At 63.9% G+C, this 17,564-nt stretch carries 20 protein-coding genes; 10 read left to right on the top strand and 10 right to left on the bottom strand.

Annotation, left to right across the window (positions count from 1 at the left end):
* Positions 1 to 25 precede the first annotated feature (25 nt).
* The 8 genes from phnD to phnG form a co-directional block, all read right to left on the bottom strand.
* On the bottom strand, positions 26 to 1,030 hold the full coding sequence (phnD, locus tag DS839_RS32030) for a phosphonate ABC transporter substrate-binding protein (RefSeq protein ID WP_119274618.1): 1,005 nt from the start codon (positions 1,028 to 1,030) through the stop codon (positions 26 to 28).
* Positions 1,031 to 1,123: 93 nt separating this feature from the next.
* A complete protein-coding gene (gene phnC, locus DS839_RS32025; protein ID WP_119274617.1) occupies positions 1,124 to 1,963 on the bottom strand; it encodes a phosphonate ABC transporter ATP-binding protein in 840 nt (279 codons plus the stop codon).
* A 77-nt stretch (positions 1,964 to 2,040) separates the two neighbouring features.
* Positions 2,041 to 2,742 carry a phosphonate C-P lyase system protein PhnL gene (gene phnL, locus DS839_RS32020; protein ID WP_119274616.1) on the bottom strand — a complete coding sequence of 234 codons (702 nt, stop codon included), beginning with the start codon at positions 2,740 to 2,742 and terminating at the stop codon, positions 2,041 to 2,043.
* 4 nt (positions 2,743 to 2,746) lie between these two features.
* Positions 2,747 to 3,520, bottom strand: a complete 774-nt coding sequence (gene phnK / locus DS839_RS32015; protein WP_119274615.1) for a phosphonate C-P lyase system protein PhnK — start codon at positions 3,518 to 3,520, stop codon at positions 2,747 to 2,749.
* Positions 3,517 to 4,356, bottom strand: coding sequence for an alpha-D-ribose 1-methylphosphonate 5-phosphate C-P-lyase PhnJ (locus DS839_RS32010; RefSeq protein WP_119274614.1), 840 nt, complete (start codon positions 4,354 to 4,356; stop codon positions 3,517 to 3,519). The genes phnK and DS839_RS32010 overlap by 4 nt, the downstream gene beginning before the upstream one ends.
* On the bottom strand, positions 4,353 to 5,438 hold the full coding sequence (locus DS839_RS32005; RefSeq protein ID WP_119274613.1) for a carbon-phosphorus lyase complex subunit: 1,086 nt from the start codon (positions 5,436 to 5,438) through the stop codon (positions 4,353 to 4,355). Before DS839_RS32005 ends, DS839_RS32010 begins: the two co-directional genes overlap by 4 nt.
* Entirely contained in the window at positions 5,438 to 6,037 is a 600-nt protein-coding gene (gene phnH, locus DS839_RS32000; protein WP_119274612.1) for a phosphonate C-P lyase system protein PhnH, read from the bottom strand. The genes DS839_RS32005 and phnH overlap by 1 nt, the downstream gene beginning before the upstream one ends.
* The gene (phnG, locus tag DS839_RS31995) at positions 6,030 to 6,497 is read right to left on the bottom strand and encodes a phosphonate C-P lyase system protein PhnG (protein WP_119274611.1); all 468 of its coding nucleotides are present in this window, start codon (positions 6,495 to 6,497) and stop codon (positions 6,030 to 6,032) included. The genes phnH and phnG overlap by 8 nt, the downstream gene beginning before the upstream one ends.
* A gap of 234 nt (positions 6,498 to 6,731) precedes the next feature.
* Between phnG and ccoN the strand changes: the two genes are divergently transcribed.
* Genes ccoN through ccoS form a run of 8 tightly spaced genes read left to right on the top strand, consistent with a single transcriptional unit; the run spans position 6,732 to position 13,514 of the window.
* On the top strand, positions 6,732 to 8,387 hold the full coding sequence (gene ccoN / locus DS839_RS31990; RefSeq protein ID WP_119274610.1) for a cytochrome-c oxidase, cbb3-type subunit I: 1,656 nt from the start codon (positions 6,732 to 6,734) through the stop codon (positions 8,385 to 8,387).
* A gap of 5 nt (positions 8,388 to 8,392) precedes the next feature.
* Positions 8,393 to 9,127, top strand: coding sequence for a cytochrome-c oxidase, cbb3-type subunit II (ccoO, locus tag DS839_RS31985; protein WP_119274609.1), 735 nt, complete (start codon positions 8,393 to 8,395; stop codon positions 9,125 to 9,127).
* Between the two features lie 2 nt (positions 9,128 to 9,129).
* Positions 9,130 to 9,291: a cbb3-type cytochrome c oxidase subunit 3 gene (locus tag DS839_RS31980; protein WP_119274608.1), complete on the top strand. Its 162-nt coding sequence runs from the start codon at positions 9,130 to 9,132 to the stop codon at positions 9,289 to 9,291.
* Positions 9,282 to 10,160 carry a cytochrome-c oxidase, cbb3-type subunit III gene (ccoP, locus tag DS839_RS31975; protein WP_368912038.1) on the top strand — a complete coding sequence of 293 codons (879 nt, stop codon included), beginning with the start codon at positions 9,282 to 9,284 and terminating at the stop codon, positions 10,158 to 10,160. Before DS839_RS31980 ends, ccoP begins: the two co-directional genes overlap by 10 nt.
* Positions 10,157 to 10,327 carry a hypothetical protein gene (locus tag DS839_RS36740; RefSeq protein WP_162918943.1) on the top strand — a complete coding sequence of 57 codons (171 nt, stop codon included), beginning with the start codon at positions 10,157 to 10,159 and terminating at the stop codon, positions 10,325 to 10,327. Before ccoP ends, DS839_RS36740 begins: the two co-directional genes overlap by 4 nt.
* A gap of 18 nt (positions 10,328 to 10,345) precedes the next feature.
* Positions 10,346 to 11,134, top strand: a complete 789-nt coding sequence (locus DS839_RS31970; protein WP_119274607.1) for a DUF2189 domain-containing protein — start codon at positions 10,346 to 10,348, stop codon at positions 11,132 to 11,134.
* Positions 11,131 to 13,368 (top strand): heavy metal translocating P-type ATPase, encoded by a 2,238-nt coding sequence (locus DS839_RS31965; protein ID WP_119274606.1) that lies wholly within the window; start codon positions 11,131 to 11,133, stop codon positions 13,366 to 13,368. The genes DS839_RS31970 and DS839_RS31965 overlap by 4 nt, the downstream gene beginning before the upstream one ends.
* Entirely contained in the window at positions 13,365 to 13,514 is a 150-nt protein-coding gene (gene ccoS, locus DS839_RS31960; protein WP_119274605.1) for a cbb3-type cytochrome oxidase assembly protein CcoS, read from the top strand. The genes DS839_RS31965 and ccoS overlap by 4 nt, the downstream gene beginning before the upstream one ends.
* A gap of 5 nt (positions 13,515 to 13,519) precedes the next feature.
* On the opposite strand, the gene DS839_RS31955 is transcribed toward ccoS, so the two are convergent.
* Positions 13,520 to 14,209 (bottom strand): Crp/Fnr family transcriptional regulator, encoded by a 690-nt coding sequence (locus tag DS839_RS31955; RefSeq protein ID WP_119274604.1) that lies wholly within the window; start codon positions 14,207 to 14,209, stop codon positions 13,520 to 13,522.
* Between the two features lie 203 nt (positions 14,210 to 14,412).
* Here DS839_RS31955 and DS839_RS31950 point away from each other — a divergent pair, with 203 nt between their 5' ends.
* Complete coding sequence (locus DS839_RS31950; protein ID WP_119274603.1) at positions 14,413 to 15,615, top strand: NnrS family protein; 1,203 nt, start codon at positions 14,413 to 14,415, stop codon at positions 15,613 to 15,615.
* A gap of 26 nt (positions 15,616 to 15,641) precedes the next feature.
* Here DS839_RS31950 and DS839_RS31945 read toward each other — a convergent pair whose 3' ends face one another.
* Positions 15,642 to 16,262: a TetR/AcrR family transcriptional regulator gene (locus DS839_RS31945; protein ID WP_119274602.1), complete on the bottom strand. Its 621-nt coding sequence runs from the start codon at positions 16,260 to 16,262 to the stop codon at positions 15,642 to 15,644.
* A gap of 93 nt (positions 16,263 to 16,355) precedes the next feature.
* Between DS839_RS31945 and DS839_RS31940 the strand changes: the two genes are divergently transcribed.
* Positions 16,356 to 17,429, top strand: a complete 1,074-nt coding sequence (locus DS839_RS31940) for an ABC transporter substrate-binding protein (protein ID WP_119274601.1) — start codon at positions 16,356 to 16,358, stop codon at positions 17,427 to 17,429.
* Positions 17,430 to 17,564 lie beyond the last annotated feature (135 nt).

Genomic DNA, 17,564 nt, shown 5'->3' with positions numbered 1-17,564 from the left:
CAACGGGAGAGGGGAAGATGCTTGTTTAGGTCTGCGGCACTTCCGCCATCAGCTTCTCGAACTCGGCTTTCTTGGCCTCGAGCTCCTTGATCTTGGCGTCCTTGTCGGCCTGGCTCAGCGCCTCGTCCGCCTTGACTTTGTTCATGGCCTTGGAGATTTCGAGCACGCGGATCGGATAGAGCTGCGCATCGGAGGACGGCTTGAACGGTGCCCAGTTGAGCTTCTTGAGATTCTCGCGCGCCGCCTTGACCTGATCGACCGAGCCCTGACGGCCATAGGTCATGAAGAAGGACAGGATCTTGTCCTTGGCCTCCTGGTCGAGGTCCCTGCGCCAGACGATGGGATCGGACGGGATCAGCGGCGAGCGCCAGACTTCCTTGATCTTCTTCAGCTCGTCCGGATGCGACTTGGCGAAATTGCGCAAATTCTCGGTGTTGTTGGTGGCGAAGTCGACCTGCTTGTTCACCACCGCCATGAGATTGGTCTCATGATTGGCATTGGTGACCGTCTTGTAGCAGGTCTTGGGATCGACACTCTTGGCGCCGAAGACGAAGACCGACGGCACCAGGAAGCCCGAGGTCGAATTGGGATCGCCATTGCCGAAGCTCAAGCTTTTGTCGCATTTCAACACGTCATCGACGGTGTTGATATTGGCGTTGTCGACATTGGTCACGAGCAGCGACCAGTAGCCGGGATTGCCCTCGGCATCGACCGACTGGGCGAAGACCTCGCCCTCGGCGCGGTCGACCGCTTCCATGGCGGCCTTGTTGCCGTACCAGGCCACCTGCACCTTGCCGAAGCGCATGCCTTCGATGATGCCGGCATAGTCGGAGGCAAAGAACGGATTGATCTTGATGCCGGTCTCTTTCTCGAGATCGGCGAGGAACGGCGTCCAGTACTGCTTGAGGTTCTGGGTCGATTCGGTCGAAATGATGCCGAAATTGATCTCCTTGGTCTCGGCATAAGCGGTGCCGGCCATGAACATGCTGGCCGCTGCAAATACAGCAAGCCGTCGTGAAATCCATCTCATCTGACTTCTCCTGGAACGAAACGTTTGACGCAAACTATCTCTTGTTGCGCATTGGATTATCCGAAAACCGAGCACACTTTTCGGTCCAATGCGCTATGCGGCGGCCGCGGCGAGCCCTTCGAGGGAAGGAACGGGCCGGCGGACCTCGCCCGCATCGGGAAGGATCAGCTCTTCGCTGGCCGATCCGTAAATCTGGCGAAGCCGCTCATTGGAGAGCTGCGTGCTCGGCCCGTCGAAGACCACCTGGCCCGCTTGCATGGCAATAGTGCGCGGACAGAAGCGGCGGGCATATTCGACTTGATGCAGCGCCACGACGACGGTGATGCCGTCCTGCTTGTTGATGGTCTCGAGCGTCTCCATGACCCGGCGGGCGGAAGCGGGATCCAGCGAGGCGATGGGCTCGTCGGCGAGAAGGATACGCGCCCCTTGCACCAAGGCGCGGGCGATGGCCGCGCGCTGCTGCTGGCCGCCCGACAGCGTCGAAGCACGCTGGCGCGCCGTCTCGGCAATGCCGACGCGCGTCAAGGCGGCCATGGCCGCCTGCTGCTCGGCGAGCGGAAAGGCGCCGAGCGTGCCGCGCCAGGCCGGGATCTTGCCCAGGACGCCGGTCAGCACATTGGTCAGGACCGACATGCGGCCGACCAGGTTGAACTGCTGGAAGATGACGCCGATCTCACGGCGGATGTCGCGGACATTGTGGGCGATGCGGCCTTGGTCCTGCACGGCGCGGTCATGGACCTTGACAGTGCTGCCCTGGGCTTTGTCGGCGGCGACGAGGCCCGCAACATGACGGATGAGGGTCGATTTGCCGGAGCCCGAAGCGCCGATCAGGGCCACCATCTCGCCCTTGGCAATGGTGAGCGATATGTCGTCCAATCCACGCTTGCCGCTGCTGAACGTCTTGCTCAGCCGCTCGATCAGGATCGCGTTCAACGTCTACCCCTTTTGCTCTTTCAAGAAGGGGTAACGGGCTTTCATGACAGTCTTCTGAACGCTTTATGTCAATGAGACTAAGCCGCCTCGCTTTTCAGATGGTCGAGATCAAACTCCCGTGTGCACACGGCTTTTCGGTCTACGGCGTCGTGGAAAATCCCGATGATGGCGCTGCCTTGGGCGCGCGCCTCGCTGATCATGGCGAGGACGCGGGCCTTGTTCTCCTGGTCGAGCGAGGCGGTCGGCTCGTCGAGCAGCAGGATCGGATAGGGGGCGGCGAAACCGCGGGCGATGTTGACGCGCTGCTGCTCGCCGCCGGAGAAGGTCATGGGCGACAAGGACCACAGGCGCTCGGGGATGTTGAGCCGCTCGAGGAGGCTCGCGGCGCGGCCACGCGCTTCTTCCGCCGCGACACCGCGCTCGAGCAAGGGCTCGGCGACGATATCGAGCGCCGGGATGCGCGGGATGACGCGCAGGAACTGGGTGACATAGCCGATGGTCCGGCGGCGGACGGCGAGGACCTGGCGCGGCTCGGCGCGCGCGAGATCGAGCCAGTCGTTCTCGTGGCGGACGAGGATCTCGCCCTCACCTGCCTTGTAGGTGCCGTAGATCAGCTTGAGCAGAGAGCTCTTGCCCTTGCCAGAAGGGCCGGTGACGGCGAGCGCTTCGCCCGCTTGAAGCTCGAGTGCCAGGTCGTCGAAGACGGGAATGCGCGCGCCGCCCTGCAGATGCAGGCGGAACTGCTTGGCGAGATGGCTGATCTTGAGGACGAGGCTCATCTCATCACACCTGCAGGACGGAAGACACGAGAAGCTGGGTATAGGGCGCCTGCGGATCCTCGAGGACCTGGTCGGTGAGGCCGGTCTCGATAACCTTGCCCTGCTGCATGACCAGGATGCGGGTCGAAAGCAGGCGCGCCACCGCGAGATCATGCGTCACGATGATGACGGAAAGGCCGAGGCTCCTCACCAGGCCGCGCAAGAGATCGAGCAGGCGCGCCTGGACCGAGACGTCGAGCCCGCCGGTCGGCTCGTCCATGAAGACGAGGCGCGGGGCGGTCACCAGGTTGCGGGCGATCTGCAGACGCTGGCGCATGCCGCCCGAATAATGGCGTGGGCTGTCGTCGATGCGGTCGGCCGCGATCTCCACCCGGTCGAGCCAGTCGAGGGCGGTGCCGCGGATGCGGCCATAATGGCGCTCGCCCACCGCCATCAGGCGCTCGCCGACATTGGCGCCGGCCGAGACGCCCATGCGCAGGCCCTCGCGCGGATCCTGATGGACAAAGCCCCAATCGGTGCGCATCAGGAAGCGGCGCTCGGCCTCGCTCAGATCGGCCAGCGATGCCATCCGGCCGTCGCGGAGCGCATAGAGCACGCGTCCCGACGACAAAGCGATCTGCATCGAGAGGCATTTGAGCAAGGTCGTCTTGCCGGAGCCCGATTCGCCCACCACCGCCAGAACCTCGCCCGGCCAGAGCTCGAAGCTCACCTTGTCGCAGGCGACACGCCCGTCATAGAACTTGCTGATATTGTCGGCGGCGAGCAGAGGCCCGGTCATGCGGCTTCCTCGCCGCGGGCCTGGCGGCAATGATCGGTATCGGAGCAGACGAACATGCGCTTGCCCTTGTCGTCGAGGATGATCTCGTCGAGATAGGTGTCGCGCGAGCCGCACAGGGCGCAAGGCTCGTCCCATTTCTGCACGCTGAAGGGATGATCCTCGAAATCGAGGCTCTTTACCTGCGTGTAAGGCGGCAGCGCATAGATGCGCTTCTCGCGGCCGGCGCCGAAGAGCTGCAAGGCAGCGCAATTGTCGAGCTTCGGATTGTCGAATTTGGGGATCGGCGAGGGATCGAAGACATAGCGCCCGTTCACCTTGGCCGGATAGGCATAGGAAGTGGCGATATGGCCGTGGCGCGCGATGTCCTCATAGAGCTTCACATGCATGATGCCATATTCCTCGAGCGCATGCATCTTGCGGGTCTCGGTCTCGCGCGGCTCGAGGAAACGCAAGGGCTCGGGGATCGGCACCTGATAGACGAGGATCTGGTTCTCGTTGAGCGTCGTCTCCGGAACCCGGTGTCTTGTCTGGATGATCGAGGCTTTCGCGGTCTCCTCGGTCGTGGCGACGCCCGCGGTGCGCACGAAGAATTTGCGGATGCTCACCGCATTGGTGGTGTCGTCGGCGCCCTGGTCGATGACCTTGAGCGTGTCCTCAGGGGTGAGGATCGAGGCCGTCACCTGGACGCCGCCCGTTCCCCAGCCATAGGGCATGGGCATCTCGCGGCTGGCGAAAGGCACCTGGTAGCCCGGAATGGCCACGGCCTTCAGAAGCGCACGGCGGATCATCCGCTTGGTCTGCTCGTTGAGATAAGCGAAATTGTAGCCTGTCGTCATTCCGCCGCCTCCTGCTCGAGGCCGAGGGCCTTGCGCCTCAGACGCCTGAGCAATTCGAGCTCGGCCTGGAAGTCGACATAATGCGGCAGCTTCAGATGCTCGACGAAGCCCGTCGCCTGCACATTGTCGGCATGGGAGAGGACGAATTCCTCATCCTGCGCCGGCGCCGTCTGCTCCTCGTCCAATTCGCCCGCGCGCAAAGCGCGGTCGACCAGCGCCATGGCCATGGCCTTGCGCTCGCATTGGCCGAAGCTCATGCCGTAGCCCCGGGTGAATTGCGGCGGCACGCTGCCCGAACCCTTGAACTGGTTGATCATCTCGCATTCGGTCATGTCGATCTGGCCGATCTCGATCTCGAAGCCGAGCTCTTCGGGCGCAAAACTCACGCGAACCTCGCCATAGCGGATCTCGCCGGCGAAAGGATGGGTGCGGCCATAGCCGCGCTGGGTCGAATAGCCGAGGCCTAAGAGGAAGCCTTCATCGCCGCGCGCCAGGCTCTGCAGGCGCAGGTCGCGCCCCACCGGGAAGGAGAGCGGCTCGCGGGTGAGATCGGCGGGATCGCTCTGGGCTTCGGAAGCAGGCTCGATCAGGCCCTCGGCGCCAATGAGATCGAGCACTCTCGGCATGCTGCGGTCGATATCGGCCGGTCCGGTGTCGGTGGGTGCGGCCGCGATGTCATCGCCCGGCGCGAAGTCGAGCAGGCGATGGGTATAGTCGAAGGTCGGCCCCAAAATCTGGCCGCCCGGCATGTCCTTGAAGGCGGCCGAGATGCGCCGGCGCACCAGCATCTTCGAGGTTTCGATGGGGGTTGAGTAGCCGAAGCGCGGCAAGGTGGTGCGCGAGGCGCGGATGAGGAAGATCGCCTCGATGAGATCGCCGCGCGCCTGCCGGATCGCAAGCGCCGCCATCTCGCGGTCATAGAGCGAGCCTTCGGTCATCACCCGGTCGACGGCGAGGGAGAGCTGCGCGCCGATCTGCTCCGGTGTCAGTTCCGGAATGTTCGGATCGCCGCGGCGTTCTTCCGCGAGCTGCCGGTGCGCGGCATCGATCGCCTTCTCGCCGCCTTTGACCGCGACATACATCAGTCCTGGCCCTCTCTTCTTATACGTGTCGACCGGGGCAAAGCGGCGATCTCGCGCGAGGTGGCGAAGAACACGTCTGAGCCCAGCGGGAAAAGCGCGTGATTGTCTTCCATCAGATCCCAGAAGCCCTGTTCGAGGCCCAAAGCTCCGAATTCCCGCATGCCGTCGATGCCCGGACCATTGAGGATGAGACGCTCATCCGATGTGAAAGAGGCAAGCTGGACGATCAGCGTCGCCGATATATCGGGATATTCGGCCGTGCCGCGATTGGCCGAGGCGAGCGCCAAGGCGGCAGTAGCTTCGCTGCATAAGAGGAAGCTCGCCGCGGAAATTTCCTCAACGATGGGCGCGCCGCTGTGGAAGCGCAGATAGTCGAGCACTTGAGGCGTGCGATATGCCTCGTCGAGCCAGAGCGGCGTATCGTAGTCGCAGAGCGTCAGGCAGATCGTCGCCGCGGTCGGCAACAAGGGCGACGGCGCGTCGAGCCCTGCTTGCATCGGCACGATCAGGCCCGGACGCGCCATGGCGTCGAGCATGAGCCGGAAGGCGCGGGCGCTGTCCAGCGCCTGGTCGGCAAAGCCGCTGACGGCCTCAATCATCCTCGCCTCTCACCATGGTGAAGAAATCGACCTTTGTCGCCGCATTCTTGAGAGCGAGGTCACGCTCGCGGCGGGTGCGCTCTTGCGCCAGCGGCGCAATCACGGTCTGCGGAAGGTCGCTGTCCGAACCTTGCAAGAGCGCATCGCAGATCGCCGCACTCAGCGCATGCTCATGCGAGCGGCCCATGACGAAAGCATGGCCGACCGTCCCGTCATCGAGGCGGATGGCGCAGCGTGTCACCGTGGCTTCACCCATGTTGAACGGGCTGCCGGTGCCGCCGACGCGGCCGCGCAGCATGACCAGGCCGGTTTCCGGCTTGCGCAAATAGACGAAATGGGGAAAGCGCTCGCGCGGGAAGAGGGCGTCGAGGCGCCGTGGCAAGGCCTGAGCGAGGAGCGACATCCACTGTTGCCGGGCGGTTTTTTCGGTTGCGGACTGTCGGGATTCGTCGGAGGCCATGGGGCTATCAATCAGCCCATTGTAAAAGTTCTGTGACAGCGGAAAGCCCGCAGGTTGTTTTTGCTCCGAAAGCGATATCGTGCTTGAATAGCCGGCAAGTTTCGGGGGTGTGCGGGGTCGGCTCAACCCAGTTGCAGTCACAATTTGCGCCAGCGCAAAGACGGGATGCCGTTCTCGCTTAGATTCGAGTGAGGAGGGCCTTTGATTGTCTCACTTTCTGACAGCGGTTGACCCATGATCTCGAAACTGACGGTCGACGAGCGGCAGTCGGCGCTCGTCATGCTGTTCCTTGTAGCGGCGCTCGGCGTCATCATGGCTGCAGCGGGTCGCGACAATGCCCTTGGGGCCCAGGGCTTCATCGTCATGGCGTCGGCGCTCGGCGTGGCCATGCTGGTGCTGCGCAAGCTCGGCGCGCCGGAACCCGACCCTTCGCAATACGCGCATTATTATGACGACCCAACCAAAGCGGGCATCGTGCTCGCGATGCTCTGGGCGGTCGCCGGCATGTTTGTCGGCGTCTGGGTGGCGGCACTGCTCGCCTGGCCGGATCTCACCTTCGATGCGGCCTGGGCAAGCTTCGGCAGGCTGAGGCCCGTCCATACCAGCGGCGTCATCTTCGGCTTCGGCGGCAATGCCCTCATCGCCACCTCCTTCCATGTCCTGCAGCGCACGTCCCGCGCCCGCTTGCCGGATCAGTTGAGCCCGTGGTTCGTGCTCCTCGGCTACAACCTCTTCTGCATCGTTGCCGCCTCGGGCTATCTGATGGGCATCACCCAGTCCAAGGAGTATGCCGAGCCCGAATGGTATGCCGACATCTGGCTGGTGATCGTCTGGGTCGTCTACTTCCTCATCTATCTGCGCACGCTGGCGCGCCGCAAGGAGCCGCATATCTATGTGGCCAACTGGTACTACATGGCCTTCATCCTGGTCGTGGCGATGCTTCACATCGTCAACAACCTGGCCGTGCCGATATCCTTCGCGAGCGTGAAGAGCTATTCGCTGTTCTCAGGCGTCCAGGATGCCATGACGCAATGGTGGTACGGCCACAATGCCGTCGCCTTCTTCCTCACCGCGGGCTTCCTCGGCATGATGTACTACTATCTGCCGAAGCGCGCCGGACGGCCGATCTTCTCCTACCGGCTCTCCATCATCAGCTTCTGGGGCATCACCTTCATGTATATGTGGGCGGGCTCGCACCATCTGCACTACACGGCCTTGCCGCAATGGGTGCAGACGCTGGGAATGACATTCTCCATCGTCCTCCTGGTGCCGTCCTGGGCGTCGGCCGGCAATGCGCTCGCGACCCTCAACGGCGCCTGGCACAAGGTGCGCGACGACGCCACTTTGCGCTTCATGATGGTCGCCGCCGTCTTCTACGGCCTTGCGACATTCGAGGGTTCGTTCATGGCGATCCGCGCGGTCAATTCGCTGTCGCATTACACGGACTGGACGGTCGGCCATGTACATGCGGGGGCCCTGGGATGGGTGGCGATGATCACCTTCGGCTCGATCTATGCGCTCGTCCCGTGGATGTGGAAACGGGACGCCATGTATTCGGCGCGCCTGGTCGAAGTCCATTTCTGGCTCGCGCTCGCCGGCTCCGTCATCTACGTCTTCGCGATGTGGAACTCGGGCATCATCCAGGGCCTGATGTGGCGGACCTATACGGAAAACGGCACGCTGGCTTATTCCTTCATCGACTCGCTGGTCGCCATGCATCCCTATTACGTCGCCCGCGCCTTCGGCGGATTGCTGTTCCTCCTGGGCGCGATCGTCGGGACATATAATGTGCTGATGACGATCGTCGCGGCGCGCAAGGAGCGTGCCGCCGGCACAGGCGAGACGGACCAGCCGGCCGTCCGCGATCCCATCATCCAGCCGGGCGAGTGACGGACATGGCGGAATTCCATCGCAAGATCGAACGCAGCGCCATCGGCTTCGTGCTCGCCATCGTCGGTGTCGCCTCGATCGGCGGCTTTGTCGAGATCGCGCCTTTGTTCACCATCGCGGAAACCGTCGAGGCGGCGCCCGACATGCGGGTCTACACCCCGCTCGAGCTCGCCGGCCGCAATATCTACCTCCGCGAGGGCTGCTATGCCTGCCATTCGCAGATGATCCGCACCTTGCGCGACGAGGTCGAGCGCTACGGGCCTTATTCGCTGGCGGTCGAATCCAAATACGACCATCCGATGCTGTGGGGCTCGAAACGCACCGGCCCCGATCTGGCGCGGGTGGGCGAGAAATATTCCGACGCTTGGCATGTCGCGCATCTCAACAATCCGCGCGACGTCGTGCCGGAATCGGTCATGCCGGCCTATCGCTGGCTGTTGCGCAACGCGCTGAAGACGAACGACCTCGGCCAGCATCTTGAGGCGATGCGGGCGGTCGGCGTTCCCTATAGCGATGAGATGATCGCCAATGCCAGCCGGGATGCCTATGGCCAGGCCGCCCCCGACAGCGACTGGGCAGGCGGCGTCACTGAACGCTATGGCCCGGCCACGCATATGCGCGACTTCGACGGCAATCCGGAAAGGCTGACCGAAATGGATGCGCTCGTCGCCTATCTGCAGATCATCGGCGGGCTCACCGATGCCGCGAAGAAGACGAGCCAGACGGCGCTGGGAGAGTGATCATGCATGACACGATCGTCGCCTTTTCCAAGAGCTGGGGCCTGTTCTATCTGATCGCGCTCGCGATCGGCGTCGTCATCTATGCCTGTTGGCCGGCCAACCGGAAGAAGTTCGATCGCGCCAAGAAGAGCATCCTCGACAAGGACGACAAGCCGTGGACATAGGCAAGCGCGACCCGATCACCGGCCGCTTGACGACCGGCCATGAATGGAACGGCATCGAGGAGCTCGACACGCCGGTGCCGCGCGTCGTGCTGTTCTTCCTGGCGATCACCACCGTGTTCGCCATCGGCTACTGGATCGCGATGCCGGCCTGGCCGCTGGGCTCGACCTATACCAAAGGCATCCTCGGCATCGACCAGCGCGACATCGTGACGAAGCAGGTGGAGGCGGCGCGGCTCGCCCGCGGTCCGTGGATGGACAAGATCGGCGCTGCCGACTTTGCCACCCTCAAGGCCGATCCCGACATCATGCAGCATGTGCGGGAGACGGGGCGCACGCTGTTCACCGACAATTGCGCCGTCTGCCATGGTGTCGGCGCCACGGGCGGCCCGGGCTTTCCCAATCTGACGGCCAAGGCCTGGCTGTGGGGCGGGGCGCCCGAGGCGCTCGCGCAGACGATCAGCGTCGGCATCAATTCGACCAATAACGACACGCGCAGCTCGCAAATGACCCCCTTCGGCGCGAGCGGCGCGCTCGATCTGAAGCAGGTCGGGCAGGTCGCCGCCTATGTCCGCTCGCTGTCGGCGGCGCCAAGCGGGGACAGCGCCGAGGCTGAGACGATCAAGGCCGGGCAGGAGATCTTCACGGCCAATTGCGTGAGCTGTCATGGCGAGGATGCGAAGGGCAAGCAGGATGTCGGCGCGCCCGACCTGACGGACAAGGTCTGGGTCTATGGCGGCGATCTCGATTCCGTCTATCGCAGCATCTATGGCGGCCGGCAGGGCCACATGCCGCATTGGAAGAACCGGCTGTCGCCGGCCGAGATCAAGCTCCTCGCGCTCTATGTCGACACTCTGGGGGCGGCGCCATGATGCGGGTCACCTGGCGGACCATGGCGCTCGCCATCGCCGCCCTCACGCTCTCGATCTTCATCGCCGCCAATGCGCATCTCATCTATGTCGCCTTGCGGTCTCAGCCCGACTGCGTGCCGCATCAGAAGGAACCCGGCAGCGGTTTCCAGGCGGCGAAATCCTCATGATGAGGCGAGGGACATGACATGATCGCCAGCCATATTGCGGATGATACAGGGGAACGGCCCTATATCGAGCGCAACCGCCGCAACCTGCCGGCTGGTGCCGCCTTCGCCTGGCTGAAGGCCGGGTGGCGCGATTTCCTCAATCATCCGGGCGCCAGCCTGGCTTACGGGATCGCGGTCTTCGCCGTCTCGCTCGCCATCGTGTGGAGCCTGTTCGCGCTCGGCTACGACTACATCCTCTTTCCCGCACTCGCCGGCTTCATGGTGATGGGACCCCTGGTGGCGGTCGGCCTCTATCAGAAGAGCCGCGCGATCGCCAAAGGCGAGCCCGTCTCGCTCGCCCGCATGATCTTTGTCAGGCCGCGATCGGGCGCGCAGATCTGGTTCACCGGCGCCATATTGTGCGGGTTGATGCTCTTGTGGATGCGCGCCGCGGTCATCATCTATGCGCTGTTCTTCGGCCTGACGCCGTTTCCCGGGCTCGATCACGTCGCGACGATGCTGTTCACCTCATGGACCGGCTGGGCGATGCTCGCGGTGGGCTCCGCCGTCGGCGGGGTCTTCGCCGCCTTCTCCTTCGCCATCAGCACCTTCTCCATCCCGATGCTGCTCGATGAGGAGACCGATGCCTTTACCGCCATGGGCACCAGCATCTCGCTCGTCTGGAGCAATCTCCCGGTGATGCTGACCTGGGGCGCCATCGTGCTGGTGCTGTTCCTGCTCAGCGTGGCGACGGCGCTCATCGGGTTGATCGTCGTGTTCCCGCTGCTCGGCCACGCCACGTGGCATGCCTACAGGGCGATGAGATGACCTGCTGCGCATCAGCTGTGGCGGCCGGCGCCGAGCTCGCCCATGCGCCATCGCGCGATGAGCTCAAGCTTGCGAGCCGCGCTCTGGGCGGCGGCCTCCACCAGACCGATCTCTCCGTTCCCGGCATCCATTGCGCTCAGTGCATCGGTGCGATCGAAGGCGCGTTCAAGCGCATGCCGGGCGTCGTCGGGGCGCGGGTCAATCTTTCGAGCCGGCGCGTCGCGGTCAAATGGCGGGGCGATGACCCGCCGCCGATCGTCGAAACCCTGCACGATCTCGGCTATGACGCCCATCTCTTCAGCGATGACGAGCGCAGCGATCCTGAGCTCACGCGCCTCATCCGCGCCATGGCGGTCGCCGGCTTCTCGGCCATGAACATCATGCTGCTGTCGGTCTCGATATGGTCGGGGGCGGAAGCGGAAACGCGCCAGGCCTTCCATTGGATCTCGGCCGGGCTCGCTCTTCCGGCGCTCCTCTATTCCGGGCGCATTTTCTTCGCCTCGGCCTGGGCGGCGCTCAGGCGCTGGCGCACCAATATGGACGTGCCGGTCTCGATCGGCGTCCTCCTCGCCTTCGGCATCAGCCTCTATGACACGATCACCCATGGCCGGCATGCTTATTTCGATGCCGCGACCTCGCTCCTGTTCTTCCTGCTGATCGGGCGGACGCTAGACCATGTCATGCGCGAGAAGGCCCGCAGCGCCGTTCGCGGTCTCATGCGGATGACGCCGCGCGGCGCCACCGTCATCGGCGCCGATGGCGGCCGCGACTACCTTCCTGCCAACGCCATCGAGACGGGGATGCTGCTGCAGGTCTCTCCCGGCGAGCGCCTTTTGGTCGATGGTGTGATCGAAAGCGGTGTGTCCGATGTCGACTGCTCGCTGGCGACGGGCGAGAGCGCGCCCCTGGCCGTCAAGGCCGGCGGCGTGCTGCGATCGGGAACGCTCAACCTGACCGGCCTGCTCACCCTCAGGGCGCGCTCGACCGCCGCGACCTCGTTCCTTGCCGAGATGACGGCGCTGATGGAAGCCGCCGAGGCGGGGCGCGGCCGCTATCGCCGGATCGCCGATCGCGCCGCTTCTCTCTATTCGCCGGTCGTGCATGCGACCGCCTTGCTGACCCTGATCGGCTGGCTCGCCTTGACCGGCGATCCCTATCGCGCCGTCACCATCGCCATTTCCGTTCTCATCATCACCTGTCCTTGCGCGCTCGGCCTTGCGGTGCCGATCGTCCAGACGGTGGCGGCGCGCCGCCTGTTCGAGAGCGGCATCATGGTCAAGGACGGTGCGGCGCTCGAGCGCCTGGCCGAGGCCGACATGGTCGCTTTCGACAAGACCGGCACGCTGACACTCGGCCGCCCGCGTCTCGTCAATGGGCGAGAGATCGAGCCGGCGCATCTCGCTTTGGCCGCGGCACTCGCAACGGGATCGAGTCATCCGGTATGTCGGGCGCTTGCCGGTTATGGCGACGGCAAGTCTATTCGTGCGGAGATCACGGAAATCCCGGGTTCAGGCATCGAAGCGAAGATCGAGGGCCATCTCTACAGGCTCGGCCGATCGGATTGGGCAGGGGGCCATGACGCGGGGCGCACCGTTCTGACGAAGGATGGCCGGCAGCTCGCCTCTTTCGCCTTCACGGACAGCCTGAGGGCAGGGGCGAAGGCCGCTGCCGTGGAGCTCAGGCGCCGCGATCTTCCTCTGCTCATCCTCTCGGGCGATGCGCCGCAAGCGGTGGCGAAAGTCGCCGCCGAGCTCGGCATCGCGGAGGCGAAAGCGGCGCTGCTGCCTCAGGAGAAGACGGCGCATATCGCGTCTCTTGCCGAAGCCGGCGGCAAGGTGCTGATGGTGGGCGATGGCCTCAATGATGCGCCCGCACTCGCCGCGGCTCATGTGTCGATGGCACCGGCGAGCGCTTCCGATATCGGGCGCAATGCCGCGGATTTCGTCTTCCTGCATGGCGATCTAAGCGCGGTGCCCCTGGCGATGCGCGTGGCCAAGGATGCGAAGCGGCTGATCGGCCAGAATTTCGCGCTCGCCGTCCTCTATAATGCCATTGCGCTGCCGGCCGCCATTGCCGGCCAGGTGACGCCGCTCATCGCCGCGCTCGCGATGTCATTCTCCTCGATCATCGTCGTCGCCAATGCGCTCAGATTGCGCGGCGAAGCAAGTAGGAAAGCGGCGACTGAGAAGGCCATGCCGGCGGCCATTCCTCATTCTGCGGTGACGGCGTCATGAGCAGCCTCGTCTATCTGGTGCCGCTCGCCCTCATCCTCGGCGGTGGCGCGCTATGGGCGTTCCTGTGGTCGCTGAAGAGCGGCCAGTATGAGGATCTCGACGGGGCGGCCCAGCGCATTCTGCTCGATGACGAGATGGAAGGCTGAGGCGATCAGCCGCCGACATGCTCCTGCAGCCGCTCGGCATCGACCACCGTCACCTTCTTGCGCGTGCTCTTGACGAGACCCAGATATTCCCAAGCGGTCAGCAGGCGGCTCACCGTGTGCAAGGTCGTTCCCGTCATGTCGGCGATATCCTGGCGGGTGATGGGAAAGCCGATCAGCATGCCCTCATCGGTCTTGCGGCCGGTCTGCTTGGCGAGCCGCAGCAAAGCATGGGCGACGCGGCGGTCGACCTGCGCGGTGGCGAGCTCGACCATGCGGTCATGGGCCTCCTCCATTCGCTCGCCGACCGCCTTGTAGGTGTTGGCGGCGAAGCCCGGATAGCGGAGGGTGAGTTCGCTCCAGGCCTCGCTCGGCCAGGCGAGCAGCATGCAATCCACCGCGGCGACGGCGGTCGCGGGATAGCTCGACCGGCCCAGCGCCTTGGCGATGCCGATGAGCTGGCCCGAGCTCACATAGCGCATGATCACCTGCTCGCCGTCCGCCGTCGTCTTGACCACCCGCACATGGCCGTCGAGCAGCAGGAAGAAGGAATGGGCTTCGGCGTCCTGTTCGAAGACCGGCCGCCCCTCGGCCACGCGCGCCGGCCGCGCCTTCGCCAATATGTGGTCGAGATCCTGAGGCGTGAGTCCCGCAAAGGGCGCCAGATTGGCGATCAGGGATCGGTCAAGTGTGTACAAAAGCAGCTCCGCGAGGTCAGGGGTGAGGACCGCTTCGCATTTTTCGCGTGGCTGCGCCAGGACGAAAGGCCGCAGCCGATTCCGCCCTTATTTGCGTTCCCGCAAAGTAGGCCGGCTCGTGGGCGCGCAAGAGGGCATCAAGAAAGGGCGGCGACGGGGGTCCGGTGTGACCGGGCGCCCCATCAACACATGACGATGAACACATGGCGATCGCACGTCTCAAACCTGGCCACTATCCGGCTATTCTCTCTTACGGCTTCCGGCCGTTTTTTCTCGCCGGCGCTCTTTATGCCGGCCTGACGATCCTGCTCTGGCTGCCGCTCTTGCGCGGCCGGCTCGAAATATCGAGCCTGTTCGCGCCGATGGATTGGCATGCGCATGAAATGCTCTATGGCTATCTCCCGGCCGTCATGACCGGGTTCCTGTTGACCGCGATTCCCAATTGGTCCGGCCGCCTGCCGGTCCAGGGCCTGCCGCTTCTCGGGCTCGCCGCGCTTTGGCTCATCGGCCGCCTTGCGGTGCTGTTCTCCGCCGAGATCGGTTGGCTCGCCGCGGCGGCAATCGATTGCGCCTTCCTGCTCGCGGTCGTCGCCGTCGCCGCGCGAGAGATCGTCGCGGGCAAGAACTGGCGCAATCTCAAAGTGCTGGCGCCGGTCACGGTGCTGTGCGCGGCCAACATTCTGTTCCATTGGGAGGCGCATCATTGGGGCATCGCCGATATCGGCAGAAGGCTCGGTCTCGCTGCTGCGATCCTGTTGATCATGATCATTGGCGGCCGCATCATCCCGAGCTTCACCCATAATTGGCTCACGCGGGAGAATCCCGGACGCCTGCCGGTTGCCTTCAACAGTCTCGACATGATGATCCTTGCGTTGTCGGCCGCGACCTTGATCGCGTGGACTTTCCTGCCGGCTCGTTCGGAGACCGGCGTCCTTCTGATCGTGGCCGCCGCGGCCAACGGCGCGCGGCTCACGCGTTGGGCGGGCGCGCGGACCTGGCGCGATCCCCTGGTTCTGATCCTCCATATCGCTTATGGCTTCGTGCCGTTCGGATTGCTGCTGGCCGGGCTGGCGGCGCTCGCGCCGGAGACGGTTCCGCCGGCCGCCGCCATTCATGCCTTCGGCGCCGGCGCGATCGGCGCCATGACACTCGCCGTGATGATCCGCGCGACGCTCGGCCATACGGGGCGCGCGCTGAAAGCAGGCTTAGGCGGCTCGGCCATCTTCGCGGGCGTCCTTCTCGCGGCGCTCTTGCGTCTCGCGGCCGTGTGCTTTCCCGCGACCGGATTTCTGATCGAGCTTTCTGCCGCGGCCTGGGCTTTCGCCTTCTTCTTCTATGCGGTCCGGTTCGGCGGCATGCTGCTGCGGCCGAGGATGCGTTCGCAACGCCTTACGGCGCCTGCCTGATCATCCGCGAATCAGACCGCGGGTCATCAAGCCGCAGTGGCCGCCGCCTCGAGCAGCAGCTTGTTCTGCCGCCGGATCGCCGCGCGCAATTCGGCGGTGGTCATGGCCTCGTCCTTGACGAAGATGGTGAACATCATGTTCGTGTTGTTGAAGATCATCTCGCCGACGCTCCTCGAATCGATGTCGCGGCGGACGAGCCCCAGCTCCTGCAATCGTGCGACCAAGGCGCAGGTCTGGTCGGTCAAGGCGCGGTCGAGATTGCCATAGGTCTTGCCGAAGGGACTGTCGGGCTGCTGGGTCGAGATCGCCATGGCCTGGCGCCACATCTCCTTGCTCAGATAGACGAGCGAATGCTCGATATAGCCGATGACCAGCCGGTCGACGGCCTTCGCCACATTGGCGGGCGGCTTGGCGATGACGCCCTGGCCTGAATTCAGCACCTCGTTCACTTCCATGGCGACGATGGCAACCAGCAGATCGCCCTTGTTCTGATAGTAATTGTAGATCGTGCCGATCGAGACCTCGGCCAAGGCGGCGATCGCCTCGATCTTGGCGCCCTCATAGCCCGATTTGCGGAAAAGCTCGGAAGCCGCCTGCAAAATCCGCTGATGGCGGTCGGCCTTTTGGCGCGCTCTCAGTCCTGTCATGCGGGCCATCCTGGCATATTTTTAGAATTGACTCAACTTTAGAAATGGTTCAGTTTTCTTGGTCGAGAACATAAAATCAGGGAGGTAGTCACCATGAAATCTCTGCCATCTTTCGCCCGAGCCCTGCGCAAGCTCGCTCTGTCGGCAACGGCACTTTTCGCCATCACGCTGTCCCCGGCGTTTGCCGAAGACCTCAATGCGCTCGTCTGGTGCGACCATGCCGATCCCAATTTCCTCAAGCCTTTCGAGGATGCGACCGGGATCAAGGTGAATGTGAAGGAGTTCGAAGGCACCGGCGCGGGGCTCGCCATCCTCGACCAGTCGCAGCCCGGCGAATGGGACGTCATGGTGATCGATTCGATCGATGTGCGCCGCGGCGTCGACAAGAAGCTGTTCGAGCCGCTGCCCGAAGACAAGCTGCCCTTCGCCGATCTCTATCCGGAAGTGCAGCTCGACCAGTTCACCAAGATCGACGGCAAGCGCTACGGCATCACCGAGAAGTTCGGCTACAACACCATCGGCTTCAACAACTCAAAGGTCGATGTCAATGACATGCAGACCCTGCAATCGCTCTTGGGAGACAAATACAAGGGTCGCATTGCCATCTATGACTATTATCTGCCGGTGATCGGCATGGCGGCGCTCGCCGCCGGCAAGAAGACCGCCGAGCTCACCGAAGCCGACCTGCCGGCGATCAAGGAGGTGCTGCTCAAGATGAAGGCCAATGCCAAGCTCGTCGGCGAGGTCACCGCCAGCCAGACGGCGCTCGCCACCGGCGAGGTCGACATATTGGTCGGCGGCGGCGAATGGGTGACGGCCGGCCTCTCCAAGGAGAATCCGGCGCTCGATTTCTCGATCCCCAAGGAAGGCGGCATATTGTGGTCGCAGTCGCTCGCCATGCTGGCGTCGAGCCAGAAGAAGGATGCAGCGCTCAAATTCATCCAATATGTGCTGAGCCCGGAAGGCCAGGCCAGGCTTTCGACCTCGTCCTGCTATTGGGGCATGCCCGCCAACAAGCAGGCGGCGCTCAGCGACGAGCAGAAGAAGGTGCTGCGCTTCGACGAGCAGCCGGGCTTCCTGGCGCGCGCCCAGCTCTATCCCGCACCCGATGAGAAGCTCGACAAGCAGATGCAGGATGTGTGGACTGAAATGCTGCAGGCGCAGTAGGATCGCTCGTCACCGCAATCCTCCCTCCGCCGCGCGAAGCGCGGGGAGCGACTATCTGGGGTGTCAAGTTGCATTTGCATATTGCGCTCGCGCATCGCGTGCTTTGGCATTGAGGCGGACGAGAAGCTTGTGAGC

Source organism: Taklimakanibacter deserti (assembly GCA_003574785.1).
The sequence above is the reverse complement of the archived record's forward strand: the minus strand, read 5'-3'. Positions and strand labels throughout refer to the sequence as shown.